25 protein-coding genes and 1 pseudogene are annotated in these 26,948 nt (G+C 64.0%); 17 read left to right on the plus strand and 9 right to left on the minus strand.

Going from position 1 to position 26,948, the window contains the following annotated elements; translation table 11 throughout:
- Window positions 1-46 precede the first annotated feature (46 nt).
- A complete protein-coding gene (locus tag MacB4_RS09050; RefSeq protein WP_206863521.1) occupies window positions 47-1,930 on the plus strand; it encodes an adenine deaminase C-terminal domain-containing protein in 1,884 nt (627 codons plus the stop codon).
- Here MacB4_RS09050 and MacB4_RS09055 read toward each other — a convergent pair.
- The 4 genes and pseudogenes from MacB4_RS09055 to MacB4_RS09070 form a co-directional block, all read right to left on the minus strand.
- Window positions 1,882-2,919 carry an aromatic ring-hydroxylating dioxygenase subunit alpha gene (locus tag MacB4_RS09055; protein ID WP_206863522.1) on the minus strand — a complete coding sequence of 346 codons (1,038 nt, stop codon included), beginning with the start codon at window positions 2,917-2,919 and terminating at the stop codon, window positions 1,882-1,884. The two genes, MacB4_RS09050 and MacB4_RS09055, sit on opposite strands and share 49 nt — an antisense overlap.
- A gap of 90 nt (window positions 2,920-3,009) precedes the next feature.
- Complete coding sequence (locus tag MacB4_RS09060; RefSeq protein ID WP_206863523.1) at window positions 3,010-3,873, minus strand: tetratricopeptide repeat protein; 864 nt, start codon at window positions 3,871-3,873, stop codon at window positions 3,010-3,012.
- A 112-nt stretch (window positions 3,874-3,985) separates the two neighbouring features.
- Complete coding sequence (locus MacB4_RS09065) at window positions 3,986-4,816, minus strand: ABC transporter ATP-binding protein (protein ID WP_206863524.1); 831 nt, start codon at window positions 4,814-4,816, stop codon at window positions 3,986-3,988.
- 908 nt (window positions 4,817-5,724) lie between these two features.
- A pseudogene (locus tag MacB4_RS09070) lies at window positions 5,725-5,967 on the minus strand (ArdC-like ssDNA-binding domain-containing protein); the annotation flags it as partial.
- Between MacB4_RS09070 and MacB4_RS09075 the strand changes: the two are divergent.
- The 10 genes from MacB4_RS09075 to MacB4_RS09120 all read left to right on the plus strand — a co-directional run bounded on the left by MacB4_RS09075 (window position 5,922) and on the right by MacB4_RS09120 (window position 12,727).
- On the plus strand, window positions 5,922-6,170 hold the full coding sequence (locus MacB4_RS09075) for a hypothetical protein (protein ID WP_206865046.1): 249 nt from the start codon (window positions 5,922-5,924) through the stop codon (window positions 6,168-6,170). The pseudogene MacB4_RS09070 and the gene MacB4_RS09075 sit on opposite strands and share 46 nt — an antisense overlap.
- Window positions 6,171-6,217: 47 nt before the next feature.
- Complete coding sequence (locus MacB4_RS09080; RefSeq protein ID WP_206863525.1) at window positions 6,218-6,838, plus strand: type IV toxin-antitoxin system AbiEi family antitoxin domain-containing protein; 621 nt, start codon at window positions 6,218-6,220, stop codon at window positions 6,836-6,838.
- Window positions 6,828-7,766, plus strand: a complete 939-nt coding sequence (locus tag MacB4_RS09085) for a nucleotidyl transferase AbiEii/AbiGii toxin family protein (RefSeq protein ID WP_206863526.1) — start codon at window positions 6,828-6,830, stop codon at window positions 7,764-7,766. Before MacB4_RS09080 ends, MacB4_RS09085 begins: the two co-directional genes overlap by 11 nt.
- 217 nt (window positions 7,767-7,983) lie before the next feature.
- Window positions 7,984-8,160, plus strand: a complete 177-nt coding sequence (locus MacB4_RS09090; RefSeq protein ID WP_206865047.1) for a hypothetical protein — start codon at window positions 7,984-7,986, stop codon at window positions 8,158-8,160.
- Entirely contained in the window at window positions 8,157-9,209 is a 1,053-nt protein-coding gene (locus MacB4_RS09095) for a YhcG family protein (protein ID WP_206863527.1), read from the plus strand. Before MacB4_RS09090 ends, MacB4_RS09095 begins: the two co-directional genes overlap by 4 nt.
- Entirely contained in the window at window positions 9,206-9,877 is a 672-nt protein-coding gene (locus MacB4_RS11280; RefSeq protein ID WP_242529214.1) for a hypothetical protein, read from the plus strand. The genes MacB4_RS09095 and MacB4_RS11280 overlap by 4 nt, the downstream gene beginning before the upstream one ends.
- A 138-nt stretch (window positions 9,878-10,015) precedes the next feature.
- Window positions 10,016-10,552 carry a hypothetical protein gene (locus MacB4_RS09105; RefSeq protein ID WP_206863528.1) on the plus strand — a complete coding sequence of 179 codons (537 nt, stop codon included), beginning with the start codon at window positions 10,016-10,018 and terminating at the stop codon, window positions 10,550-10,552.
- A 12-nt stretch (window positions 10,553-10,564) separates the two neighbouring features.
- A complete protein-coding gene (locus MacB4_RS09110) occupies window positions 10,565-11,155 on the plus strand; it encodes a DUF4433 domain-containing protein (protein ID WP_024808799.1) in 591 nt (196 codons plus the stop codon).
- A 10-nt stretch (window positions 11,156-11,165) separates the two neighbouring features.
- Window positions 11,166-12,293 carry a macro domain-containing protein gene (locus tag MacB4_RS09115; protein WP_206863529.1) on the plus strand — a complete coding sequence of 376 codons (1,128 nt, stop codon included), beginning with the start codon at window positions 11,166-11,168 and terminating at the stop codon, window positions 12,291-12,293.
- A gap of 155 nt (window positions 12,294-12,448) precedes the next feature.
- Entirely contained in the window at window positions 12,449-12,727 is a 279-nt protein-coding gene (locus MacB4_RS09120) for a hypothetical protein (protein ID WP_206863530.1), read from the plus strand.
- Window positions 12,728-12,782: 55 nt separating this feature from the next.
- Here MacB4_RS09120 and MacB4_RS09125 read toward each other — a convergent pair whose 3' ends face one another.
- The 5 genes from MacB4_RS09125 to MacB4_RS09145 form a co-directional block, all read right to left on the minus strand.
- A complete protein-coding gene (locus MacB4_RS09125) occupies window positions 12,783-13,208 on the minus strand; it encodes a HEPN domain-containing protein (protein WP_206863531.1) in 426 nt (141 codons plus the stop codon).
- A 235-nt stretch (window positions 13,209-13,443) separates the two neighbouring features.
- Window positions 13,444-13,785 carry a transposase gene (locus tag MacB4_RS09130; protein ID WP_370569417.1) on the minus strand — a complete coding sequence of 114 codons (342 nt, stop codon included), beginning with the start codon at window positions 13,783-13,785 and terminating at the stop codon, window positions 13,444-13,446.
- Entirely contained in the window at window positions 13,786-15,279 is a 1,494-nt protein-coding gene (ltrA, locus tag MacB4_RS09135) for a group II intron reverse transcriptase/maturase (RefSeq protein ID WP_206863265.1), read from the minus strand.
- 297 nt (window positions 15,280-15,576) lie between these two features.
- Window positions 15,577-16,701 carry an IS1380 family transposase gene (locus MacB4_RS09140; RefSeq protein ID WP_242529174.1) on the minus strand — a complete coding sequence of 375 codons (1,125 nt, stop codon included), beginning with the start codon at window positions 16,699-16,701 and terminating at the stop codon, window positions 15,577-15,579.
- 133 nt (window positions 16,702-16,834) lie between these two features.
- Entirely contained in the window at window positions 16,835-17,347 is a 513-nt protein-coding gene (locus MacB4_RS09145; protein WP_206863532.1) for a nucleotidyltransferase domain-containing protein, read from the minus strand.
- 65 nt (window positions 17,348-17,412) lie between these two features.
- Between MacB4_RS09145 and MacB4_RS09150 the strand changes: the two genes are divergently transcribed.
- The 6 genes from MacB4_RS09150 to MacB4_RS09175 all read left to right on the plus strand — a co-directional run bounded on the left by MacB4_RS09150 (window position 17,413) and on the right by MacB4_RS09175 (window position 26,930).
- Complete coding sequence (locus MacB4_RS09150; protein WP_206863533.1) at window positions 17,413-17,916, plus strand: transposase; 504 nt, start codon at window positions 17,413-17,415, stop codon at window positions 17,914-17,916.
- Window positions 17,916-19,478, plus strand: a complete 1,563-nt coding sequence (locus MacB4_RS09155) for a zinc ribbon domain-containing protein (protein WP_206863534.1) — start codon at window positions 17,916-17,918, stop codon at window positions 19,476-19,478. Before MacB4_RS09150 ends, MacB4_RS09155 begins: the two co-directional genes overlap by 1 nt.
- 216 nt (window positions 19,479-19,694) lie before the next feature.
- On the plus strand, window positions 19,695-20,498 hold the full coding sequence (locus tag MacB4_RS09160; RefSeq protein WP_206863535.1) for an NYN domain-containing protein: 804 nt from the start codon (window positions 19,695-19,697) through the stop codon (window positions 20,496-20,498).
- A gap of 158 nt (window positions 20,499-20,656) precedes the next feature.
- Complete coding sequence (locus MacB4_RS09165; protein ID WP_206863536.1) at window positions 20,657-22,306, plus strand: NAD(P)-binding protein; 1,650 nt, start codon at window positions 20,657-20,659, stop codon at window positions 22,304-22,306.
- The gene (nifJ, locus tag MacB4_RS09170; RefSeq protein ID WP_242529215.1) at window positions 22,303-25,923 is read left to right on the plus strand and encodes a pyruvate:ferredoxin (flavodoxin) oxidoreductase; all 3,621 of its coding nucleotides are present in this window, start codon (window positions 22,303-22,305) and stop codon (window positions 25,921-25,923) included. Before MacB4_RS09165 ends, nifJ begins: the two co-directional genes overlap by 4 nt.
- Window positions 25,920-26,930, plus strand: coding sequence for a dihydroorotate dehydrogenase-like protein (locus MacB4_RS09175; protein WP_206863537.1), 1,011 nt, complete (start codon window positions 25,920-25,922; stop codon window positions 26,928-26,930). Before nifJ ends, MacB4_RS09175 begins: the two co-directional genes overlap by 4 nt.
- Window positions 26,931-26,948: the final 18 nt, after the last annotated feature.

Consider the following 26,948-nt stretch of genomic DNA (forward strand, 5'->3'; position numbering starts at 1 on the left):
ATCGATCTCTGTGGCATATTTTGTGCTTGATTGCCCAAATACTCCCATGGCCAGCCGAAAGAAGCCCTTTGCCGTTCCGCCGCTTGCGAAGATGACCCGTTGCCTCGCCCTGGTCGCCTCGGGCAGGAGACCTCCCGATCTCATCCTGCGGAGCGCCCGGGTGCTCTGTCCCTATACCGAAGCGATCCTCCCGAATCGGGAGATCTGGATCCTCGGCGGTCGAATCGCGGCGGTCCAGCCCCAGGGAAGCGCTCCTCCCCGTTGGGGGAGGCGGGAGTACGACGTCCGGGGAGGGATCGTCGCCCCGGGGCTGATCGATCCGCATGTCCATATCGAGAGCAGCATGGTCGGGGCCTGCGCCTATGCCGAGGCGGCCCTGCGCAACGGCACCACCACGATCTTCTGCGACAGCCACGAGATCGCCAACGTCCTGGGCCGAAGAGGGATCGAATGGATGCTCGAGGATGCCCGGAGGTCTCCTCTTTCGATCTTTCTCACGGTCCCGAGCACGGTTCCCGCGACCAACGACCGGATGGAGACCTCGGGCGGCAGCATCGATCGACACGACGTGGCGCGTCTCTTCGACCGCTTTTCCGAGGCGGTGGCCCTCGGGGAAAAGATGGACTTCGTCGCGGTCGCTGCGGGGCACCCTCAAACCCATGCCATTCTCGGAGAGGCTCTTCGCCGGGGGCGGCCCGTCTGCGGCCACATCTATGGAGAGGAGTTCGTGGCGGCCTATGCCGCCAGCGGGATCACCGATACGCACGAGGCGGGAGAGGCGGAGATCGCCTTGCAGATGCTCCAGGCGGGGATGTGGATCTTCTTGCGCGGAGGTCCGCCGCTGACGCCGTGGCACAGCCTTCCCAGGGCGATCGAGGCCGTGAGCCGGCTGGGAGCCTCTCCCAAGCGGCTCTGCGTCTGCACCGACGACCGCGATCCTGATGACCTGCTCCTCTTCGGGCTCGACTGGGTCGTCCGGGAGGCTTGGCGCCATGGCCTCAGCCAGCCCCTCGGCTGGAGCCTGGGCTCTCTCCACCCGGCGCTCCGCTTCGGGATGGACCGAGAGATGGGGGGCTTGGCTCCCGGACGCCGAGCCGATCTGGTGCTGCTCGACGACCAAGGGCGGGTGCGGAATACCTGGCTCGGCGGGGAGCTGCTGGTCGAGGAGGGTGAGAGTACCCCATGCCTGGAGAAGTCCCTGGCCGCACGCTACCGCTATCCCCGCTCGGCCTACCGGACGGTGCGCTTACCGAGGCGAAGGCTCTGCTCGCCGCGCTTGCCGGAAGGGATGAAGCGTTTCCACCTTCTCGGGATCGAGCCGCCGGGCATCCTCGTCCGCCATCGGGTGGTGGTGGCTTCCGGTGCCGAGATCTCCCAACGGCTCAAGAAAGAAGACCTCTGCTGGCTCGCCGTGCTCGAGCGCCACGGGAAGACTGCGGAAATCGCCTGGGGTCTCTTGGAAGGATTCGGCCTGCGGCATGGGGCCGTGGCGTCGACGGTGGGCCATGATGCACACAATCTCCTTGTCGCGGGGAAGCGCGTGGAGGAGATGGAATTGGCCGCCCGCACCTTGGAGAGCGCCCAAGGAGGGGTCTGCGTCGTCCTCGGAGAGCGCATCCTGGCGCTGGTCGAGCTTCCTGTCGCGGGACTCCTCTCCGACCGGAGGATCGACGAGGTCGCCGAGGCGATGCGGCGATTGAAGGCCGCTTGGGGCGAGGTCGGCTGCCAGCTCCCCTACATGGGCTTCAACTTGCTCTCGCTCTCGGTGATCCCCGAGATCCGGCTGACCAACAAGGGGCTCGTCCTGGTGCCCGAAATGCGCCTCGTTCCTCTCTGGGAAGAGATCCGCGAGAAGAGCGGGCGCCGCAATCGCCGGGGCGATCAGGCGGTGCCGAAGCCGACGCCCAGCTCGGCGAGCCAGCGCCGGTAGGCGATGGCAAGGCGGTCGGAAGGAAGGTGGAGCTCCACCTGGAGATCGAGCGGAAGGAGCTCGGGCCGCTGCGACTCGACGACCGGTCGGTCCTGGGCGAAGACCCGCTCCTGGTGGGCGCGGATCTCCTCGGCGGTAGCGCCTTTTTCCGGGTCCCAGAAGTGCCACATCCAGAGAGCGCTTTCCCGCGGCCCGATCGGGTGGACCGCGGCGAGGATCCCATACCTCTTCTTCCCCTCCCCGGTCTTTTGGAAACGAGCGACCAGGGGTCGAAGAATCTCGTAGGTGTAGGAGACGGTCTGTGCCTGGCCGCTCCCGTCGGGATCGGGTTGCCAGACAGGAATGTCGGCGGCGATCCATCCGCCTTCCGGCCTGCGTTCGACGCGGTAGGCGGGAATCTCCGGCCGCCTCGGATCGCCCAGGATGCCCTGGTGGACGATCGGCAGGTGGCCCACGTCGAGAAAGTTCTCGAGGAGGCGGGGAGCCGAGGCGTTCACCCCATAGGGGCCGCAGCGGGTCTTGGCGAGGGAAAGATCATCCCATTCCGGGAAGGATGGGGGATTGCCTGGGCAAGTGCCGAGGGAGACCCAGATGGCACCGTAGCGTTCCATGGCCGGGAAGGGAAGGATGTGGGCGCGCTGCGGTGGGCGGACTCCCGGGTGGGCCGGGATCGCCACGCACTGGCCCTCTTCAGAGTAAATCCAACCGTGATAGGGGCAGTGCAGGCAGCTCTGCGCCACCTTGCCCAGCGAGAGGCGGGCACCCCGGTGGAGGCAGAGATCGGGCCAGGCATGAATGCCATTCGTTCCACGCCAGAGAACCAGCTCTTGCCCCAGCAGGGAGGCGGCCAGCACCTCTCCCTCGGGTAGCTCTTCCGAAGCCGCGATCGGGTGCCACTCGTCGAGGAGAGCGTCTCTCATCGTGACCTTCCATAGCAGCTTGCGTACCAAGGGAGCGAGTTGACCCCGGCGCTCCATCCCGTTGCGCATGCAAAGCTCCTTTGCCTTGCCGTTCGCGCACGGGAAAAGCCGGCAGAGGAGAAGGGAAGATCCGCAAACGATCGGTCTGCTCCGCCGTTGCTAGGCCCGCCACGAAAGGAGTAAAGCCCGTTCGCTCTCTTGCCAAAAGGCGGGGAGCTCCTTCCCTGGGCGTGGTGAAGAATTCTTGTTGCGCGGCGGGGGCTTGCGCGAAGGAGCCGTCTTCTTGGGTCGCGGCGGTGAAGCGTGTTCGTTCCGCGGGGACAAAGGAGCGATCTTGGGAAGGTAGGGATCGAGCTTGTGCGCTTCGGCATCGAGCTTGGCGGCTTGGGTCCCATTCCCCTCGACGTGGTAGACGAGTGCCTGGTTGAGCAGAAGAATGGCGAGCAGCCTCTTTTGCTGTTCCACGATCTTGCCCGCGCCCCGTCCGGCTTGGATATAGGCTAGCCAGGAATTGAAGGTCGTGTCGGTTTGCGCTTGGCTCAGCGCGCCGCGCTGAATGCTGATCGCCCGGGCAATCGTCTTGTGGGCCTCCGCATATCTTTTTTGCAGCGTGTAGACGACTGCCAAGTTGTTGTAGCGCACCGCGACTCGGAAGGCGAATCCCAACATCGATGAGGCCGACTGGAGCTTCTTGGTCGGAGTGAGCTCTCCACCCGCCTGGAGCGAGGCACCGATCCTCACCTCCTTTTGCGCAATGGCTTCGGCCTCGGAGAGCTGCCCGGCGGCGATCCGCTCCCCGACGGCTTTGCCTTCTCCAGCAGGACCGAAGAGAATCTGAGGAGCTGCGAGGAGAGGAGCCGCCTTCCTGCTCCCTTCCGCCGTATGGGCGGCGTAGAGGAGTCCCTTGCCCACCAGCAGGGCGAGCGCGAAAAGGAGAAGGGATCGGCGCGGACCAACGCAAAGGGTAGCAAGGAGCCCGCGTGCCGGAGCACGGGGAAAAGAGCCCTGGAACCAAGAAGGCACCGGAAGCTTCGCTCGATTCGTGATCTTACCGGTTTCAGCTCGAAGGAGACAAGGCCAATTCCCGTCCAGGCGTTACACGTCTTGAGCCGTCGGCAAGAGGATAGAGACCGCTTCAAGCGAGCCTCGCATGGTACCAGGCACCGCTCTGGTTCACGCGAATGGGCATGCCGAAGGCGGTGCTCAAGGCGACATCAGTGAGCGTCTTGGCCTTCTTGCCCTGCTGCACCATCCTGCCATCCCGCAGCAGCAGGACTTGATCGATTTCCGGCAGGATCTCCTCGATATGATGGGTTATGAGCAAAAGGGTCGTGCCGGCCTGGGCCAAGGAGCTCAAGCTTTCCAGGAAGCGTCGGCGGCTGACGAGATCGAGGCCTTCGCAGGGTTCGTCGAGCAGCAAGGCCCGGGGGCGGTGGACCAGGGAGCGGGCGATCAGCACCCGCCTCGCCTCGCCGCTCGAGAGAGTGGCCATCTCGCGGCCGACAAGATGACCCGCGCCGAGCAGGTCGAGCGCCTGGAGCGCCCGTTGACGCATCTCCTCGGTAACGGAATGGTTGGGGCCCAACCCGCGTGCGGCAAAGAAGCCGGAGACCACCGCCTCGAGAGCTTCCAAAGGCGGATCGACCGTAAGATCGCGCTCGAGCGCGGGCGAGACGATGCCGAGCAGTCCCCGCAGCTCTGCCACGTTCCAACGGTCGCGGCCCAAGACCCGCACTCGGGCCCGACCATCGTCGCAGGCAGAGGGATAGATCTCGCGCGCAATCAGCTTCACCAATGTCGACTTGCCGGAGCCGTTGGGCCCGAGGATGGCCGTATGTCGGCCGATCGGCAGTCGCAGGCTGAGCCGGTCGAGGATCCACCGCTCACCGCGCCTCACGCTGGCTTCCTCGATCTCAAGCAACGGGCTCTCGAAAGCCCCAGCGGGGAACGGTTCCTGATGGGTCATGCGGCCATTCTCTTGGCGGACGGCAAGGCTCGCAAGCCTTGGGCTCAAGACGTGCTCGGCCCCAGAAAAGCACCCACTCGACCGGGCGCAGGCGTAGGCGTGGCTCCAAAGGAGCATCCGTCCCTCGTGCTCCGGCTGGCTGCTCGACTAGAAAAGGAGGAATGCCAAAGTCACCGGAGTCCAATGGTCGCGATCCTTTCCTGGTTGCGCAGAGCTTGGCCTGAATGCGGCAAGCCCACTCCGATCGTCGACTCAAGCCCAATCTTCCCGCTTTCCCAGCAAGCGCCGTATCGTCCACGAAGAGAGAAGGAGGTTCCTATGCCCACGACATCTCTTGGAGCCCATACGGTAAAGGATTGTCGTGGTGAAAGTGCTCTCCTCCTCGACCCGAAAAATCGACCTTGTGGACAAGGTGGAGATCGATCGCGAGGCGGGCGCTCGCCTCCCCGGCCGTAGTCCTTCTGGTGGTTGGCAAAAAAGGTTCAACCGCTTGTCTATTGGAGCATCAGGGTGGTTCTCCTGGCAGCTAGCCGCCATTTCTCACGAAGGCCGACCAAGACGGGAAGCAAAAAAGCCGGCAAAAGAGCATAGGAAAGGCCGCCTTTCCCTGGCATACAGTGCGTGAACGAGACGTAATTACAACCAGGAATGAAAATGGCCGTTCCGGACAGAGGGGATCCAAGGGACTTTCGGGTTTACCGCGCGTTTTTCGCGTCGGGGGAAAGCGGGATTTCCCTAGGTCGGGTTTCGTCGAGCGATGGGGGTGCGATCCTCTGACGAGAAGCGGATCGGAAGATCGGTTTGTTAAGACGGCTGGAGCGTTGCTTCCGGGATCGACGCCATCGACCCAGGCCTTCCTTTCTTGCGCGAAAGCTCGCGCTGGTGAGAAATGGCGGATAGCCAGCTCTCTGGCTCGCAACGCCGTCCTCAATGACGCCACCCCAGAGAATGAGCAGATGGATTCCGGTGCATCGCCGATGGGTCGCGGCGTTCTGGGGCATGGCGAGCGTCGCTTTCGCCGCCGCTGTCCCCCATGGTTGGACCCACAGTGCGCGGCTCGCCTCCAACTCGGCGATGATCTTGTCAGTGATTTCGAAAGAGAGGCTTGTCCGGTCCTGGCCGGAACGGGGGCGAGCGGCTGAACCTGACATCGCGGCTCTCCGCGACCAGCGCCGCGAGCCTCTCTCGCGACCTCCAACCCGTCACGGCAGACCCGGTAAAACTTTCCCTCTGGGGGGAGTTGCGGGGTCTCCCCGCAGATGAGGGTGCGCTGGCGACCTTGGCGCCGGCCAGGGAGCAGGCCTTCCCCAAAGGGCCGCTCAAGTTCCTGATTTCCAGTCGGCTGCAGATGTGATAAAACCTCTGCTGAATTCTATGTAAGAAGAGGAAACCTCACGAAAGATGACCTCGATTAGCGCCCAACGGACCCGTGCCCTTGATCTCCTGAAAACCCGGGGAATGCTCCGGCTGAAGGATTTCGTTGCGGAAGGGATCGGACCGGAGACGCTGGCCCGTCTCATGCGGGAGAAGGCGGTCGTGCGTCCAGCCCGGGGCCTTTATCAGCTCCTAGACGCGCAGATCGAGGCCGCCCACATGCTCGCCGAAGCCGCGGTCCTGGTTCCCAAGGGTGTCGTCTGCCTGACCTCGGCGCTCCAGTTCCATGAACTGACGCTGCAGATGCCGTCTGCCGTATGGATGGCAATCGAACGGACCGCTTGGCGGCCCAGAATCGATTATCCGCGAATCCGCTTTGTGCGTTTCACCGGGGCAGCGCTGACCGAGGGCATTACCCGCCACCGCATTGAGAGTACCAACGTCCCCATCACGGATCCGGCCAGGACGGTCGTGGACTGCTTCCGCTATCGGGCCAAGGTCGGTCTCGACGTCGCGATGGAAGGGCTGCGCGAGGGCCTTCGCCGTCGCCGCTGCACGCCCGACGAACTCTGGCGTTACGCGCGGAAGGCTCGAGTCTGGTCGGTGATGCGCCCCTACGTCGAAGCGATGGCAGCCGATGCCACGTAAACCTCGAAATGTCGGCGCATCAGTACGGGCGCGACTCCTCGATCGGGCGCGCGTCCAGCGGTCTGACTTTCAGATTTTGCTGACGCGCTACGCGCTCGAGCGTCTGCTGTACAGGCTGAGCATTTCAGGGCATCGCGACCGCTTCGTCCTCAAAGGCGCAATGCTCTTTGTAACCTGGGTTGCCGATCTGTTCCGGTCGACCCGCGATCTCGATCTACTCGGCTACGGGGACAATGAAGCCAAGGCGATCGCTGAGACTTTCCGCGCCATCTGTGCCCAGCCGGTCACCGATGACGGTGTCGTATTCGATGTCGCCGGGCTGGAGGCAGCGCCGATCCGTGAGGAGGGAGAATATGGCGGCGTGAGGGTGCGCGCGAGCGCTACTATCGATGGTGCGCGGATCCCGATCCGGGTCGATATCGGCTTCGGCGATGCCATCACCCCGGCACCGGTCGAAATCGATTACCCCGCTTTGCTGGACGCACCCGCGCCGCATCTTCGGGCCTATCCCGTCGAGACGGTCGTGGCGGAGAAGTTCGAGGCGTTGGTTACGCTCGGTATGGCCAACAGTCGTCTCAAGGATTTCTACGACCTTTGGCTGATCGCGCAGACATTCGAGTTTCATGAGTCAACTCTTGTAGAAGCTGTGCGATGCACGTTCGAACGGCGTGCGACGAAGCTGCCGGTCGATATCCCGATCGGCCTGAGCGATGAATTCGCGGAGGCATGGGGCGCTCAATGGCAAACCTTCCTGGGGCGTGAGCGCATGACTGCCGTACCTGGCGCGTTTTCCGCCGTCATCGCCGATCTAGGGGCCTTCCTGATTCCGTTAGCAGGTGCGGCCGAAGACGGGCGGGTGTGGCTTCCTGGCGGACCATGGTTGCAACCAGCTTCTTCGACTGATGCAAATGAAATGAAAAGCGAGTGAACACGCTGCCAAGCCTCTTCGCTGTTTCCCGTGGGTAGAGGGGGAAGATCGGGCTGCAGCTTTCCGGCTTTGAGAAACGCGGCAATTCTCCGGGAGCGGAAGCTCCGAAAGCCTCCGGCCATCCGCCGCCAAGGAGGATCAAGGAAGTCGAAGTGTCCTTGACGGCTTCCTCTCTCCCCAACAATCCGGCGAAGACGGATGGCAAGAACCCCGCTTCTTGCCATCCCTTAACGGAAAATCTGGTCCCCTTACCCACTCAATTCAGCGAGGAGCCATCAACTTCAACCGTTTCTTCTACAAGTACACGCCGCCGCCGAAGCTGGAAGACATCGACCGGGAGTTGAAGCGCGTGGAGGCCGAGATCGCCGCCTTGCGTGGCGAGGTGACCGAATGAGCCATCCCGCAACCGACCCAGACTCCCTGCTGACCGAGATTCGCGCCTTGATCGAAGAGGCGCGCATCCAGGTTTCCCGGGCAGCCAATTCCGCGCTCACGCTCACATACTGGCGTGTCGGTCGGCGCATTGGCGTTGAAATCCTGGGCGGCGAGCGTGCCGCCTATGGAAGCCGGATTATCGAATCGCTGGCGCGACAATTGGAATCCGAGTACGGGCAGGGGTTCGGCGAGAAGAACCTTCGCCGCATGGTGCAGTTTGCCGAGGTGTTCCCGGAGGAGGCAATTGTCGTATCGCTGATACGAGAATTGACCTGGACACATTTTCTGGCTCTGCTGCCCCTGAAAGACCCGCTCGCCCGCGAGTTCTACGCCGAAATGTGCCGCGTGGAACGCTGGAGCGTTCGCACACTGCGGCAGAAAATCGACGGCATGCTCTTCGAGCGTACCGCGCTGTCGAAGAACAGCGAGGAAGTCGTCCGGCAGGAACTGGCCGCCTTGCGCGACGGTCGCATGACGCCGGACATGGTGTTCCGCGACCCCTACCTGCTCGACTTTCTTGGCCTTTCCGGCTCGTACAGAGAGAAAGACCTGGAAGCCGCCATTCTGCGCGAGATGGAGTCTTTCCTACTCGAAATGGGCAGCGGCTTCTGTTTCGTCGAACGCCAGAAGCGCATCAGCGTCGGCAAGGATGATTTCTATCTCGATCTGCTGTTCTATCACCGGCACCTGCACCGGCTGGTGGCCGTGGAACTCAAGCTCGAATCCTTCCAGCCCAGCCACAAGGGGCAGATGGAGCTTTACCTGCGCTGGCTGGACAAGCATGAACGCGCCGCCGACGAGGAACCGCCTATCGGCCTCATCCTATGCGCGAGCGCCGATGCCGAGCAGGTGGAGCTCTTGCAACTGGACGAAGCCTCCATCCGGGTGGCGGAATACCTGGTTCAATTGCCGCCGGTCGAGGTGCTGCGCGAGCGCCTGCATCGCGCCATTGCGCATGCCCAGGAGCGTGTCGCGGCGCTGGCGGCCCCGAAAGGAGACCCGGCATGAGCCACTACAAACCGTATCCGGCCTACAAGGATTCCGGGGTGGAGTGGATTGGGGAGGTGCCGGAGCATTGGGAGATTGCCCCGATCAAGCGGTTAGGAAAGCTCAAAGGCGGAAGCGGATTTCCACCGGAGATGCAAGGACGGCTTGGTAATGAACTTCCGTTCTTCAAAGTTGGCGACTTAGGGAAATCTCTCGACGGGGTACCGCTTGGGGAAGCAAAACACACAATTAGCCGGGAAGAAGCAGTGAAAATAGGTGCCACGATCTTCCAGAAGAATACTCTCGCTTGGGCAAAGATGGGAGCCGCATTGTCGCTGAATCGGCGACGAATTCTTCTATCAGATTGCTGCCTCGACAACAACATGAAGCCTCTTCGCTGTTTCAAGTGGGTAGAGTCGGAAGATCACCGGCCCTTCCGAATCCAGTTGCAGCGCCGCAGCGAAAAGCTTGTTTGCGTCCATCCCGCAAGCATCCACGAGGCAGCCCGGTCTGGCCATCCGCCCTCAAGGAGGATCGACGAAGTCGAAGCGTCCTTGACGGACTGCAGCCTCCTCTCTGCCCACAGATCCGTCGAAGACGGAGGGCAAAAACCCCGCTTCTTGCCATCCCTTAACGGAAATCCGCTCTCCCCTTACCCACTCAATTCAGCGAGGAGCCAGTACATCTAGGGTTTAACCTTGCGCCCCGGCGGACCATTCAGACGCTCTGCTCGTTCACGTCCGCCGAGCTTGAGCGTTGGGTGCGCGGGGGAGCATCAGCTCCGATCCAGCGCCCCACTTACCAATGACCAAGCGAGATGAGGAGGCATGGCTGAGAACCAGTTCCCAATGCAGATGGGTCGCGGGATCACGTTCTTCGGGCACTGCGATATGCCCGTGACCCTGGAGGATGTCCAAGCTCTCGACGCCGATTCCTCGGCCGGCTACGAGTGGCGAGTCGGGCTACCGAAACGCACGCTCGAAGAAGGGGCCATCTCGCTGGCCGGGGCCGCGAGCGTGTTGAGCGGGGAACAGGAGTTCCCGGCCTTAGCGAAGCCTCCAGACGCAGAGCGCTTGCGTCTTCTGGTCCAGTTGGCCTGGATTTGCTCGGCCTGCATCCACGACCGCCAGTTCGCTGCCTGCCTCTCCGGCATCTGCGCGCCGCCTAGCCAGATCGACGTTGTCGATGAGCAGCAGTTCACCAATCCATGGCAGCGCACGACGCAGGCCAGCGCCGCGATCGACTGCGCGAAGCACGACCGCGGGCGCGAACGGATGCGGCAGCAAGGGTGGGACATCGTGACGGTCCGGTTCATTGAGATTCGAGCGGAGGCGGCGTCAGTGCAGCGAACAGCGCAAGGATGATGGAGGGCGACGGTGAAGCGCGAGGAGTTGCGGGAATTGCATTACATCGCGCCTATGGTTAACGTATGTTCCATCCTTCAGCGCGGAATCCTGTCAAACAGAAGGGCCTCGAGGATTGACCATGCTTCGGTGGCGATGCCGGAAGTCCAGGCTCGACGAGCCAACGTTGTCGTCGCCGGCAGCCGAAGGCTGCATGAGTATGTAAACCTGTACGTATGCGCCAGGAATCCGATGCTTTACAGTCGGCAAGAACAGCACCTCGACCTCTGCGTACTCCAGATAAGCACGGATGTGCTGGACCTTCCAGACGTGGTCGTGACGGACAGAAATGCGTCGAGCGTCTACGTTCGGTACGCGGCTGCGCCTGCTGGTCTCAGCATCGTAGTTCGAGAGTGGACCTTTGCCGAGTACTGGACAGAGCCGGATCCCACTGTCCAATTGAGGAAGAAATCCGCCAAGTGCGCCGAAGTTCTGGTTCCGGACAGGGTGGACCCACGGTTCATCCTGGGCGCCTATGTCTCGTGCCAGGTCGCAGCGGACAAGCTGAAGAGCCTAGGAACCCGAATCGGCATCAGCATCCATCCGCACATGTTCTTCCAATAGGCAGGGCGTCATGGTGAACGTGCTCATCGATGACATCTTCAAGTCCAAGGCGCAGACCTTGGTGAACACGGTCAACTGCGTGGGTGTCATGGGCAAAGGGATCGCTCTCGAATTTAAGAAGCGATTTCCCGAGATGTATGAGGACTACGTGCGCCGTTGCAAAGCCAAGGAGGTTAAGCTGGGGCAGCCCTATCTCTACCGTTCCCTTCTGCCGCCGTGGATCTTGAACTTTCCGACAAAGGATCATTGGCGCTCGGTGTCCAGGCTGGAGGATATCCTCGATGGTCTTGACTACCTCAAGCGGCATCTTCAGGAATGGGGAATCACCTCGCTAGCCGTTCCGCCTCTTGGATGTGGTCACGGTCGTCTGGAATGGCGGGTTGTAGGACCTGCACTCTACCAGCATCTCAAGCGCCTGCACATTCCCGTGGAACTCTATGCCCCATGTGAGACGCCGCACGAGGAGCTGCAGGCGACCTTCCTCGAGCAGAGGCTCATCGAGAAAATGGCGGCGGCAAGCAGCGATCGGGCGAGCCTCATGAAACCAGCGTGGATCGCGCTCGTGAAGATCCTGCAGGCGATCGAGGCCGAGCGTTACCATTATCCCGTCGGCAGGACCTCGTTTCAGAAGATTGCGTACTTTGCCACGGAATCGGGAATCCCTACCGGGCTTTCCTACCAACGCGGTAGCTATGGCCCGTACGCACCTGAGCTCAAGACGCTGGTGACGCGTCTGGTGAACAACGGCCTCATCCGAGAGGAGCGTCTGGGACGGATGTTCGCCGTGAAGACGGGACCAACCTTTGCAGATGCGTGCCGCGCCTGCGAAGGGGAGTGGTTGGAATGGAAGGATACGATTGAGGCGCTTGCCGATCTCTTCCTGCGGATGGATACGCGGCAGGCGGAGCTTGCTGCGACGGTTCATTTCGCGGCAAAGGATGTCGCGGCAAAGAACCCCGAGGGGCCGAGCGAATTGGACGTGCTGCATGAGGTGATGCGGTGGAAGCAGAAGCGGCGTCCAGCTCTGGAGGCGACGGAGATCGCCGCAGCCATCCGGGGCCTTGGCATGCTGGGCTGGTTAAAGGTGAGGTCGAGCTCGGAGTTGCCGGTGAGCGAGGAGATGGTGCTCGGCCTCTAGCGCCGACCGTCAGTCCTTGGCGACGATCTGCCGATCAAGGCCGTTTTCCTGCAGCGGGCGAGAGGCCACTTCCCGATGAGATCGTCGACTCAGGCCCAATCCTCCCGTTTTCCCAGCAAGCGCCATATTGTCCACGAAGAGGGAAGGAGGTTCCTATGCCCACGAATCTCTTGGAGCCCATATCAAGGTTTATCGTCGTAAAAGCGCTCTCCTACTCGAACGGGAAAATCGACCTTGTGGAGAAGCTGGAGATCGATCGCGAGGCGGGCGCTCGCCAATATTGGATCTTCGACCGCTCCGAGCAAATGCTCCCTCTCTACCGCTTTTCCGAGAATGGGGAGGAGCCAGCGGCCCTCCTCAGCTTCGACCAAAGGGGGCTCCGCCGCTCCTCCCGGAATGCTCCTTGGAGCTGCCAAAGGTTCGGCAGGCCTTGAGGATCGGATGGGAGGCTCAGCGTCCTCCCCGGCCGTAGCCACTCCGGGGAACGGCTCACTCCCCGGCGGGAGCCCGGGGCACGGCTTCCCTCGCTTTGTCGACCACAAAGACCGCTTCCCGCAGCGCTTGGGAGGCGTCCTCCCGGCTGTAGCTCTCGGTCGGGATGAAGTCGATGTCTCCGGAGAACGAGAGCTCCCGCTCCTTCCGCAGCCGGGCGGAGATCCGCGCGAGCTCTTCCAGGTGCTCCTGAATGGGCCCGGCCAGGGATGCTCGATGCGCCCGCAGGAGCCGCGAGACATCGTGTACGTGGGGAGGCTCGATTCCCGCCTGGCGGAGGACGGCCTTCAAGGCGAGCTCGACGGCTTCCTGCGCCTCGCGGACCACATCGGAGTAGTCCTCGCGCTCGAGCAGATGCGCTAAGAACGCGATCCGTGCCTCGGCCTTCCGAAGGTAGCTCTGAGCCAAGGATTCGCTGGTCATCGCCCCTAACCGCCATTTCTCACCAACGCGAGCTTTCGCGCAAGAAAGGAAGGGCCGAGTCGATTGCGAGGATGTTCGGCGAGGAAAGGGTCTTCGTGAGTGGGGATGGAGCAAGATTTTTGCTCGATTTGGCTTAATGCGAGCTCTATAAAGGGCAAAAATCCGCTTTGGGAACAAGGCTCCGCCCGATGGGAGGCTCTACTGCAGGGGGAAGCGCTCTGGTTTTCAGGGATGCTCAGCAACGCAGCATCTGGAAGACGTGGGTGAAGAGGTGCTTCCAAGGATAGGCGCTGCTCATCGACAAGAGGACGCGTCGGACGCTGACACGGACCAGCGTGCCGATCTTGACGAGCTTGAGCCGGAGGGTGTCGACCTGGGCGTTGGCCCACTCCGTTCCTTGCAGAGCCAGCCGTCGCAGCGCTTCGACCAGGGCATAGGCCAAAGCCGAAAAGTAGAGGCGAAGCTGATTGCTGGCCATTTGCGCGGTCGAGAGGCGCTCGGCAAAGAGGTAGAGCTGTTTTCCCGGTAGGGACGCTCCTTGCGGAACGCCCCCCGGACAGATCCGTGCAAGCCCGATTCAGGCACACGGCTCCCACCTTGGGTGCTTGACGGCGAAGCGACGCTCGGGCCAAGGATGCAGAATACGCGGTGGTGGCAGCCAGGCATCAACGAGTTTGGGCATTTGCTTCCAGGTCAACTGACCGCGCTGGCCACGCCGTGACAACGCGCGCTTCCAGAGCTGTGCAATGCGAACCCGAAACAGCCGCAGCGCCGGATAGTTCGTCGGCACTGCGTGGTATGCATAAAAGCCCCTGACCACCTGCGCCAGCCATTTTCCTTGATCAGGAATCGGCTGGTGCCGCCTTCGCTGCAATTCCTCTTTCACGCGCTGTATCGTGCGCTGCAGACGGTCGCGGCGGGTTCTTCGCAGAAGTTGGAAGCCACCCGTGCGCTTCTGGCCACAGATCATGGTAAAGCCGAGAAAGTTGAAGGTCTCCGGTTTGCCCCGACCACGTTCTTTTCGATTGAGAGCCGCAAAACGGCCAAACCGAATGATCCGTGTCTTGTCCGGATGCAGTTGCAGCGAGAATGCCTTCGACCGCGTCCCCATCTCCGCCAGAAACCGCTGGGCATCGGCTTCATACTCAAAGCCGAGGACACTATCATCGGCGTAGCGCACTACGATCATGTCCCCGCGGGCGTGGCGTTTCCGCCACTGTTGCGCCCAGAGATCGAACACGTAATGCAAATAGACGTTGGCCAACAGGGGCGACACCGTCGCACCCTGAGGCGTGCCTGCTTCGCTCTCCGTGACAACCTCCGCCTCCAGTACTCCCGCCTTCAGCCATTTGCGGATCAGACGGAGGATGCGCTCGTCGCCGATTCGATGCTCCAGGAAACGAATAAGCCATTCATGACTCACCGTGTCGAAAAAGCTTCGATAATCTGCGTCGAGTATCCAGTTCACCTTCCGTCGTTGAATGCCGGTTGCCAAAGCATCCAGCGCATCGTGCTGACTGCGCTTCGGCCGGAATCCATACGAGAACCCGAGGAAATCTTCCTCGTAGATCGCATTCAGCACCGCCACCACCGCCCGCTGGAGGAGCTTATCCTCCAACGACGCGATGCCCAACGGCCGCTGCCGCCCATCCGGCTTTGGAATGTACTTCCTCCGGCTGGGCAGTGCCCGGTACGCGCCCCGACGAACCCGATCATGCAGACCTTGCAGATTGCTCTCCAGGTTTGCCTCGTAGTCCGACCATCTCACCCCGTCCACTCCGGGAGCCGCGTTGCGCTTGAGTGCGTAAAACGACTGACGGAGTAGATCGACGCTGATATGGTGGAGCAGCGCAGTGAACCGTTCCTTCTTCCTCGCCTTTGCTACTTGCCGTACACGCTCCAGCGCCTGTGACACGCGAACCCGGCCCTGAGTCCGGTCCGTGCTTTGCTGATGCGTGTTCCCCTCGGTCCTCGCCCTTGGCTCCACCGGCTCCGCCGCCGGTTTCCCGGCCTTGTTCGTCGGCTTCTCAGCTACTATGGCGAGGTCAGACTTCTTGGGTCCGTTCATCATCGGCTTTGGCTCCTCACCTTCCCGATGCGGACCGGTAGTGCTTGCCGGTCAGGCCCAAGATCTCCCGGTTCCCGTACGAAGAGCGTGCGCACATGCCAGGTTCTAAAGACCACGCCGAACCGATCGAAGGCTCGCGTTATCGCCTCCGGCCGTGTTGCCTTCCACGTCAAAGACCGTGTCAGCGTTCGGAACATAAACCATTTTCGCGGCTCCATGGCTGGCCTGTGCGTACCCTTGTCAACGCTTCACCGTTGTCCTCACGGTCAACGGCGCATGACTCAGGGCCACTGTGATTCGCTATTTCTTCAGTGTAGTGGACTTGCACCACCTACTCTTCGCCGGTTTTGCCGGCGCACCCTTGATCCGATTCTCCATCTCTCCGCGCGCGCAGTAGAGCTTCTCGTAGAGGGCCTGGGCGGGCCACTCCTCGGTGGAGAGAGAGGTGACGACAAAGCGCGGATTCTTTCCTTTCTCCAAGTACTCAGCTTTGGAGACCACTCGGCGCTCCCTCGACCAGCTACTCAAGGTGCGATAGGCAAACTCGGAAAAGACGCGAGCCGGTTTGCCCGTGGACTCGTGCAGACGACGGGCCTGCTTCATCGACGCCTCAATGGGTCGGCACAAGCGCTCGTTGCGAATCAGGCCGAAGAGGAAGTCGACCTGATTGGCTTCGCACCAGGCCATGATCTCTTCCCGGCAGAAGCCCGAGTCGGCCCGGAGCACGATCTTGACCTCGGGCCAATGGGTGCGGAGTTGTCCCACGATCCGGATGATCTCGGCAAGGGATCCCTCCGCCGCATCCTGGTTCGATGGCCGAAGCCGCACGCCGAGGAGCTGATCTTCGGCGAAGATGTAGAGCGGCAAATAACAATACGCATCATAATAGCCATGGAAGAAGCGCTCGGGCTGATGGCCGTAAAGAGGGATGTCGGTCGCATCCAGATCGAGCACCACCTCCTTGGGAGCCTGGGGATGCGATTCAAGGTAGAGATCGACCAACAGCCGGTCGATCGCTTCGGCCGAGTAGTCGATCTTGTGGTAGCGTTCGCTTCGACCTACCAGTTCCAGGCGGTTGAGCGTACTCTTGCCCGCCAGATCCGCTTCCAGATCCCTTTTACCGCTTAGGAGAGCCACCAAAGGATCGGTACGCAGCTGCTCGTGGTCATTGAGATCCTCGTAGCCCAGCGCAATCCCGAAGATGCGCTGCGCTAGCATCTCCCGCACCCGATGCACAATGCGCCCCGGATGGCGTCGATCCCGGAAGCAACGCTCCAGCCGTCTTAACAACCCGATCTTCCGATCCGCTTCTCGTAAGAGGATCGCGCCCCCATCACTCGAAACCCGACCCGCGGTAAATCCCGCTTCCACCCGACGCGAAAAATGGGCTGTAAATCCAAAAGTCTCTTGGCTACACTCTGTCATCGAAGGCCGCTTTCCTTCCTGGTTGTAATTACGTATCGTTCACGCACTTTATACCAGGGAAAGGCGGCCTTTCCTATGCTCTTTTGCAGGCTTTTTGCTTCCCGTTTTGGTCGGCCTTCGTGAGAAATGGCGGCTAAATCTCGATCGGCTCCCCTGGGCGATGCCCCGGCTGGAGCTCCCAATACCAGGCGTTGCCGCTCCAGATCCGCCGCGCCCCATTTCGCGCCAGCCGCTCCTTCATCCGCAGCAAGGCCTCTGCGAGCACCCCTTGCGGATCCCAGAGGATCCTCGCATCCTCCGTCATGTCGAAGAGGATGGGGCTTCCCGCGGCAAGCTCCGCAGGGGTCTTGAAGATGGGTGACCACTCGGTGAGCACCCCGAGCGCCCGCGCCTCCTCGAGAGCGGGGGAGAGCTCCTGCTCGATCGGCTCCCATTCGGCAACCCGCGCCATCCTCCCGTGGGGAAGAGGCTCGGCGACGATCAGGAAGTCGATGTCGGAGTCGGGGCGCATCTTCCCGCGGCCCACCGACCCGAAGACGGCCAGGGCGAGGAGCCGCGGCCCGTAGGCGAGGCGGACGGCCTCCAGGAGCCGCTGCACTAGATCCTCGAAGCGGTGCGGGAAGTGGGGATCCAGGACCGTCTCCATCCTCTCGTATCCTGACACGAGCCTATCAGCTTGACGCAGACCGCCACAATCCCTAGATTTTGATCATGACCGGCACCGCCCTCACGCTCCGCGCCTTCCCCGATCTCTTCCCGGACGAGGACGCCGCGCGGGGGTGGTTTGAGCGCGCCCGCTGGCCGGACGGCCCGATCTGCCCGGTGTGCGGATGCGTCAACCGCGCCTGCTGGCTGCGGACGATCCGCCGCTGGCAATGCACCGCCTGCCACCGGCAGTTCTCAGTCACCGCTGGCACGCCGATGCACCGCACCCACTTGTCCGTCAACCACAGCCAACGGGAGTACGCCCGCACCGACTCCGCGGCCGGCCACCGCGTCCACGTCAACCGCGTTGAATCCTTCAACGGGCTCCTGGGACGCGCCGTGGTCGGCCTCTTCCATTTCGTCTCGCCCAAGCATCTCGGACGCTACGCCGGCGAAGCCGCCTTCCGTTGGAACCGCAAGGCCGACGCCTGCCTGGAGCGCATGGCGATGCTGGTCCGGGGCGGCGTTGGGCGCACGCTGCCTTACCGCTTTCTCACGGGAACCGCCTGATGGCCCGCACCAAGCCCGAGCATCCGCCCGTCCATCGGACCGACCTGCTGCCGTCGAACCTGACGGCCAGCAAAGAGGCGGCCGTGCGCGCGCTGCTTAGAGCCTACCGCCGGGGTGCGGTGCTGCTGGGCCGGGAAGAGTGGCGGCTCTTCTTCGAGACGGGCCGCTTGGAGAAGAACCACGACGTGGACAAGGTCACCTTCGCCGCCGTCATCGGCGCGGCCAACCGCGTCCAGATGGCCCGCTGGCAGGTCGTCGGGCAGCTCCAGGGCTGGATCGGCAACCGGGCCAACGAGTTCCGCGAGACGGTCAACCGGAGCACGCTGGCACCCGCCACCAAGCAGATGCTCCACGCCATCAACGGCCTGGGCGCGTGGTTCTGGCGCGGCGAGGTGGCGAGGAGAGACACGGGCGAGGTGATTCCGGTTTCCGTGCGACGGCTGGCGCGCGCCATGATGCGCCACTGCATGGCGCGGCATCGCCGCCCGGACCTCTCGCGCATCTCCATGCGCCTCGACCACCGCGCGGGGAGCATCGCCCGCCCCATCCAGGCGACGCAGCGCGGTAAGGTCGGCTGGTGGGTGAGCCTCTCCACGCTCGAGAAGGGGCGCAAGATCGCCATCCCGCTGCTTACCTACGACTACCATGCCACGCGTCCTGGCCGCGTGACCAACGGCATCCAGGTGAACGAGCGCGAGGGTCGCCTGAGCTTCGGCGTGGTGACCGACATGGGCGAGGTCTGCGCCAAAAGCCGCGCCGCCTACGACGGCCACGGCGCGCTGGCGCTTGATTTTGGGCTGTCCACGCTCTTGGCCACATCCGATGGCCGGCTGCTCGGCCAGGGCTGGCTCAAGCGGCTCAAGCGGTACGACGCGCTGCTTGCCGTGATCGCGGCCAGCCAGCAGCGTGCCGGACGCAGGCCGCGGGAGAGCCAGCGGTATCGGGCGCTGGTGGAGGACGTGCGCGGCTTCCTTCGCACCGAGGTCGGCCGCGTGCTCAACCGCCTTGTCGAGCAGGGCAAGCCCAAGGAGTTGGTGCTGGAGCGGCTCGACTTCCGCCACTCCGACCTCTCGAAGCGGCTCAACGCGATCCTGCGCAACTGCGGACGCTCGATCGTCCAGGAGAAGTTGCGCGACCTGGAGGAGCGCTTCGGAATCCCCTCCGCCGAGGTCAACGCCGCATACACCTCTCAGGCATGTTCCCGTTGCGGCTATGTGGACAAGCGGAACCGCCGCGACCAGAAGACCTTCGTCTGCCTTTGGTGCGGTCACCAAATGCACGCCGACCTCAATGCGGCGGCCAACATCGAAGCGCGCCGTGCGCGCCCCAATGGCTGGCTCTTCCAGGGGAAGGCTGCGGTCCTTGCCGAGCTCGTGCGCGAGTTCGGGGAGCGACCTGTCCGGGCGCTGAGCCTGGGCAGAACCGGGAGCCGGGGTGCCCCCGCCGACCCACGATCCACCAATCCCTACTTCGGTGGAGTGCCGTTGCCCGTGGTGAGGTCATCCGAACGCCGCGAGGCGTCCATGAAATCGCCCGATACTCCAGCCCTTGTGGCTGCCTGAGTCAACGCGATAGTACCCTCCTGACACAGCTCTTCCTCGCCGGCGAGGAAATGGCGGCTAGACAACGAGTTGTCGAAAAGCGAAGATTGGCTTTGCGATGACCGGTGTCCAAAGGCAGGCGGAAGCAGAAGGCGAATTCCTCTTTGCTCCGCGTCCGGTCCACTCCTCATCCCCCTCTGACAGGAAAGGGGCGGCTTGCGCCTTGGGAATCCGCTCATGAATGCTTCCGAAGCCACGATGGCGGTCTTCCTCGATTTGGAGAACGTCGCGCTGGGCGCCCGAGAGGCGGCCTGTCCCAAGTTCGATATTCAGAAGGTGCTCGAGCGCCTCTTGCTCAAAGGGCAGATCGTGGTCAAGAAGGCCTACTGCGACTTTGAGCGCTACAAGGAGTTCAAGCGGGCTCTGCATGAGGCGGCCTTCGAGCTAATCGAGATCCCGCACTTGAGCCAATCGGGGAAGAACTCGGCCGATATCCGCATGGTGGTGGATGCGCTCGACCTCTGCTACACCAAGGGCCACGTCGACACCTTTGTCATCATCAGTGGCGATTCGGATTTCTCCCCCCTGGTCAGCAAATTGCGGGAAAACGCCAAGACGGTCATTGGGATCGGCGTGAAGAACTCCACCTCCGACCTCTTCCTCAACAACTGCGATGAATTTCTCTATTACGACGATCTCTGTCGCAATGCCAAGGAAGCCCACGCAGCCTCCGAGCCCCAGGAGAAGAAGCCCCGAGGCCGGGGGAAAGCCGCAAAGCCAACAGCCGATAAGGCGTTGGAGATGGTCGTGGAGACGCTGGAAGCCCTGGTGCAAGAGCGAGGCGAGGACGAGCGAATCTGGGGATCGATGATCAAGCAGGCGATCAAGCGCCGCAATCCCGGCTTCAATGAGCGCGCCTACTCCTTTCGGTCCTTTAACGATCTTCTGCTCGAAGCCCAGAAGAGGGGGCTGCTGAAGCTCCAGCCCGATGAAAAATCCGGAGGGTACCTCGTCTATCCCTCCGAAGAGCATGGGTCCTAGAGCCTCTGCTCTTGATCCCATCCTTTGGGTGGGCTCGGCCTTTGGCCGCGATTGACGGGAGGAGGGTGCCGCGCGATCATGGGCCTGCGTCTCGCAGAGCGTCCTCCGTCGCTTCCGGGCACGATCGGCCCGCCCTTCGAGATGAGGAAGGTTCGCCCATGATATCGAAGCATGGCGACATGACGCCGGTTGTCGATCTGACCCGCGAAAAGGGTACGGGCCCCATTCGGACGCGCCGCCCGCTCTACGTCGATCTTCTGCCCCCTTGCCGAGCCGCCTGCCCCGCTGGAGAGGACATCCAGGGCTGGCTTGCGCTGGCTCAGGCCGGGAACTATCGGCAAGCCTGGGAGCTCCTCGTCCAGGAGAACCCTCTTCCCGCCGTTCACGGGCGGGTCTGCTACCACCCTTGCGAGAGCCATTGCAATCGGGGTGACTACGACGCCCCGGTCTCGATTCACGCGGTCGAGCGCTTCCTCGGGGATCTCGCTTCCGCCGAGGGCTGGCCCTTTCCGCCATCCGCCGCACCGACCGGAAAGCGGGTGCTGGTCGTCGGAGCGGGCCCCTGTGGGCTCTCGGCCTCCTACCATCTCGCCCGCCTCGGCCATGCGGTCGAAGTCCACGAGGCGGGCCCCTTGGCCGGAGGGATGATGCACTTCGGGATCCCCGCCTACCGGCTTCCCCGCGCGGTTCTGGCCAAGGAAGTCGAGCGGGTCGAGCGGATGGGGGTCCGCTTCGTCTTGGGTCACAAGGTCGAGGACCTCCTCTCTGAAAAGGAAGCGGGCGGTTTCGACGCGGTCCTGGTCGCCATCGGCGCCCAGGTCGGCAAGCATGTCGAGATCCCCGCCCGTGATGCGGCGCGCGTGCTCGATGCGGTCTCCCTGCTGCACCAAGTAGCCGGAGAGGAGCGTCCCTTGCTCGGACGGCGGGTCGTGATCTACGGCGGGGGCAATGTGGCCATGGATGCGGCGCGGACGGCCAAGCGGCTGGGGGCCGAAGAGGCGCTCATCGTCTACCGGCGGGACCGCGCCCATATGCCGGCCCACGCCTTCGAGGCCGACGAGGCTCTTTCCGAAGGGATCCGAATCCGGTGGCTCACGACGATCCGGGAGATCGCGGGTGAGGAGCTCGTCGTCGAGCGGATGGAGCTCGGGCCCGACGGCCGGCCCCGGCCGACCGGCCACTACGACACGTTGCGGGCCGACGCGGTCGTGCTGGCGATCGGGCAGGAGACCGACAGCCGCTTCCTCCGGCGGGTTCCCGGGATCGCCTTCGGGAAGGACGGGGCGGTGATCGTGGATCAGAACCAGATGTCCGGATATCCCGGCATCTTCGCCGGGGGCGACGCGGTTCCGGGCGATCAGACCGTTACGGTCGCCGTTGGCCAGGGCAAGAGAGCGGCCCGGTCGATCGACGGCTGGCTGCGCGGGAGCGGGTACGCCGAGCCGGCCCCTCCGCCGGGCGTCTCCTTTGCGATGCTCCATCTTCCGGTCTATCGCGATGTGGCGCCGGGCCAGCAGCCCGAGCTGCCGCTGGCCGCGCGGACGAGCGATTTCGCGGAGGTGGTGGCGGGGCTCTCCGAACTCCAGGCTCGCCGAGAGGCCGAGCGCTGCTTCTCCTGCGGAATCTGCTTCGAGTGCGACAACTGCTTCGCGGCCTGCCCGGAGGAGGCGATCCTCAAGCTGGGCCCGGGCCTGCGCTACCGCTTCCTCTATGAGAAGTGCACGGGCTGTGCGGTCTGCTTCGAGCAGTGTCCCTGCCATGCGATCGAGATGGTCCCCGAGCCCGGGCCTGCGGGAGGCCGGGCATGACCGCGCGAACCGCGAGGACGCGGCGGACGATGGACGGCAACACGGCCGCCGCCGATGTCGCCTACCGGACGAGCGAGGTCTGCGCGATCTACCCGATCACCCCGTCCTCGACGATGGCGGAGCTCGCCGACCAGTGGGCGGCCGAGGGACGCAAGAACCTCTGGGGGAGTGTTCCGGTCGTCCAGGAGATGCAGAGCGAAGGGGGGGCGGCGGGGACCGTCCACGGAGCCCTCCAAGGCGGAGCACTGACGACCACCTTCACCGCCTCCCAAGGCCTCCTCCTCATGATCCCGAACATGTTCAAGATCGCGGGCGAGCTCACCCCGACGGTCTTCCACGTCGCGGCGCGGTCGGTCGCCACCCATGCGCTTTCGATCTTCGGCGACCACTCCGATGTGATGGCGGTGCGCATGACGGGCTTTGCGCTCCTCGGCTCGGCCTCCGTCCAGGAAGCTCAGGACAGCGCCCTGATCGCCCTGGCGGCCTCCCTCGAAAGCCGGGTGCCCTTCCTCCACTTCTTCGACGGCTTTCGCACCTCGCACGAGGTGAACACCCTCGAGCCGCTGGCCGACGAGCCGCTCCGGGCGCTGATCCCAGACGAGCTCATCCGCGCGCACCGGAGCCGGGCGCTCAATCCGGAGCATCCGTGCATCCGGGGCACCGCCCATAACCCCGATACCTTCTTCCAGGCCCGGGAGGCGGCGAGCCCCTTCTACGCCGCCCTGCCCGGAATCCTCCGTTCGGTCCTCGACCGCTTCGCCGAGCAGACCGGCCGCCGCTACCGCCTCTTCGAGTATGACGGCCCGGAGGACGCCGAGCGCGTGATCGTCCTGATGGGCTCGGCCTCGGAAACCGCCCGGGAGACCGCCGCCGCCCTCCGCCGGCAAGGAGAGAAGGTGGGCGTCCTCCAGGTTCGCCTCTTCCGCCCCTTTGCCGTTGACGACTTCCTTTCCTCGCTCCCGCCGAGCTGCCGGGCCCTTGCGGTGCTCGAGCGGACGAAGGAGCCCGGGGCACCGGGGGAGCCGCTCTTCCTCGATGTGCTGGGAAGCCTCGCGGAAGCCTATTCCCAAGGGAAGCGGCCTCACCTCCCCCGGGTCATCGGCGGCCGCTATGGCCTCTCCTCGAAGGATTTCACCCCCGCGATGGCGAAGGCGGTCTTCGACGAGCTCCGGAGCCCCGCGCCCAAGAGCCGTTTTACCGTCGGCATTACCGATGACCTTTCCCAATCGAGCCTCGAGGTCGACCCCGGCTACTCGATCGAGCCGGGCTCGGTCGTTCGCGCTCTCTTCTACGGCCTGGGCGGCGACGGAACGGTCGGGGCCAACAAGCATTCGATCCAGATCATCGCCGAGGAGGCCGGCCTCCATGCCCAGGGCTACTTCGTCTACGACTCCCACAAGTCGGGGGCGCTGACGGTCTCCCACCTCCGGTTCGGGCCCGAGCCGATCCATTCCCCCTACCTGGTCTCCTCGGCGAGGGTGGTGGCCTGCCACTGGTTCCCCTTCCTCGAGCGGGTCGACATCCTCTGCTCGGCGGCTCCGGGGGCGGTCTTCCTCCTCAACAGCCCTTACGGGCCGGAAGCGGTCTGGGATCATCTTCCCCGCTCGGTCCAGCGGCAGATCCTGGAGAAGCGGCTCCGCCTCCATGTGATCGATGCCTCCCGGATCGCCCGGGAGGCGGGCCTCAAGGGGAGGACCAACACGGTCCTTCAGACCGCCTTCTTTGCCCTCGCGGGCATCCTCCCGCGCGAGGCGGCGGTGGAGCAGGTCCGTCAATCGATCCGGCGGGCCTACGGCAGCAAGGGGGAAAAGGTCGTCGCCGAGAACCTCCAGGCGGTCGACCATGCGCTTGCCAACCTCCACGAGGTGGTCGTTCCCGAGGAGGCGACGAGCGCCTTCGATCGGCGGCCTCTGGTGCCGGCAGAAGCCCCCGAGTTCGTCAGGCTCGTGACGGGCCCGATGCTGGCCGGGCGGGGGGATGAGATCCCCGTCAGCCTCTTTCCCGCGGACGGAACCTATCCTTCGGGGACCGCCGCCTTGGAAAAGCGGAACGTGGCCGACTTCGTGCCGGTCTGGGAGCCCACGATCTGCGTCCAGTGCGGCCAGTGCGGCTTCGTCTGCCCCCACAGCGTCATCCGGGTCAAGTATTATGACGAAGCCCGGCTCGACGGGAGCCCCCGCTCCTTCCCTTCCGCCCCGATCAACCTCCGGGGATACCCCGGGGTCCGTTTCACCCTCCAGGTCTACGTCGAGGACTGCACCGGCTGCGGGCTCTGCGTCGATGTCTGCCCCGCCTATAGCCCGAGCAGGCCGGGGCTCAAGGCGATCCACATGGAGGCCAAGCAGCCAATCCTGGAGGGCGAGCGCGAGAGCATCGCCTTCTTCGAGCGGCTCCCGGTCAACGATCGCTCCGAGGTCGACTTCTCGAGCGTGCGCGGAGTCCAGTTCCTGGAGCCCCTCTTCGAGTTTTCCGGCGCTTGCGCCGGCTGCGGGGAGACCCCCTACCTCAAGCTCCTCTCCCAGCTCTTCGGAGACCGGCTCCTGATTGCGAATGCGACCGGCTGCTCCTCGATCTACGGGGGAAACCTTCCCGTCACCCCGTGGGCCAAGAACGGCGAGGGGAGGGGACCCGCCTGGTCGAACTCCCTCTTCGAGGACAACGCCGAGTTCGGCCTCGGATTCCGGCTGGCGGCCGACCAGCTCCGGGGCCGGGCCGAAGGGCTGCTCCGCGGACTGGCGAGCTCGGTTGGCGAGGAGTTGACCCAGGAGATCCTCTCGGCTCCGCAGCTCCGGGAATCGGAGATCCGCGCTCAGCGCCAGCGGCTCGAAGCTCTCCGCAGCAGGCTTGCACCGCTGGCCCCGGCGAGCCCCCAGGCCCGCGAGCTCCTCTCGGTGATGGATCACCTGGTCCGCCGCTCCATCTGGCTCGTCGGCGGGGATGGCTGGGCCTACGACATCGGCTTCGGGGGCCTCGACCATGTGCTCGCCACCGGCCGGAACCTCAACGTGCTCGTCCTCGATACCGAGGTCTATTCCAACACGGGGGGCCAGGCCTCCAAGGCGACTCCGCTCGGAGCGGTGGCCAAGTTCGCCGCCGCGGGAAAGCGGGTGCCCCGGAAGGACCTGGTCCTGCAGGCGATCGCCTACGGCAACGTCTATGTGGCCCAGGTGGCGATGGGGGCCAACCCGCAGCAGACGCTCCTCGCCTTCCGGGAAGCCGAGGCCTACGAGGGTCCCTCGCTGATCCTCGCCTACAGCCACTGCATCGCCCACGGGATCGAGATGGAGCGGGGATTGCGCCAGCAGGATGCCGCAGTCGCCTGCGGCTACTGGCCCCTCCTTCGCTTCAATCCCGCGATGCGCGCGATCGGCGAAAACCCCTTCCGCCTCGACTCTCCGCGGCCGACGCTCCCCTTTCGGCAGTACGCTTACCCGGAGCTCCGCTACCGGGCGCTCGCGATGAGCCGTCCCGCCGAGGCGGAAGAGCTGGCGAACCGCGCCCAGTCCCTCATCCTCGAGAAATACGGGATCTACGAGCAGCTCGCCGGCTTCCGGGAAGGGAAAGCCCCAGTTCCCGCACGCGCCCCGGCCCCCGTCGCCTCGGAGGAGACCCGATGAACCTCGCGACCCGCTACATGGGCCTTTCCCTCCAGAACCCGCTGATCGCGTCGGCCTCTCCCCTGACCGGGGAGCTAGACGCGATCCGCCGGCTGGAAGATGCGGAGGCGGGGGCGGTGGTCCTCCCCTCGATCTTCGAGGAGCAGATCCGGGCCGAGCAGGAACGCTGGGAGCGGCTCACCGCCGCGGGAACCGAGAGCTTCCCCGAGGCGCTCACCTACTTTCCCGATCCGTCCGCCTACCGGGTGGGGCCCGACCGCTACCTTGAGCTGATCCGGGAGGCGGTGGAGGCAGTGGACATCCCGATCGTGGCCAGCCTCAACGGGGTGACGAGCGAGGGGTGGATCTCCTACGCCCAAGGGATCGAGGAGGCGGGGGCCGACGGCCTCGAGCTCAACATCTACTTCCTTGCCACCGATCTTTCCGAGGAGGGCCAGGCCGTGGAAGAGCGCTACCTCCAGATCGTCCGGACGGTCCGGGCGGAAGTTTCGCTCCCGCTTGCGGTCAAGCTCCTCCCGGCGTTCAGCTCCCTCGGGAACATGGCTCGCCGCCTGATCGAGGCGGGAGCCCAGGCGCTCGTCCTCTTCAACCGCTTCTACCAGCCCGAGATCGACCTCGCCGCGCTTCGCCTCGTCGATGACCTGGTCTTGAGCCACCGGAGCCAGACGCGCCTCCCCCTCTTCTGGATTCGCCACCTCCGCGGCCAGATCGACGGCTCCCTGGCCGCGAGCAGCGGGGTCGAGAGTGCCCGGGAGGCGATTCAATATCTCCTTGCGGGAGCCGATGTCGTGATGACCACCTCCGCCCTCCTGCGGGAGGGGATTCCGCACATGAAGCGCTTGGTGGGCGGCCTCCGCGACTGGATGGAAGAGCACGGATTCGTCTCCGTGGACGCGATCCGGGGGCTCTTGAGCCGGGAGCATCTGGCCAAGACCGAACCGGCGGCCCGCGCCCGCTACATCGACATCCTCCAGCGTTATCCGGCGGAGCAGGGGCTGTGGGATTGAACGGAGCGGTTGATGCGA

Source organism: Methylacidimicrobium sp. B4, assembly GCF_017310545.1.
Taxonomy (GTDB): domain Bacteria; phylum Verrucomicrobiota; class Verrucomicrobiia; order Methylacidiphilales; family Methylacidiphilaceae; genus Methylacidimicrobium.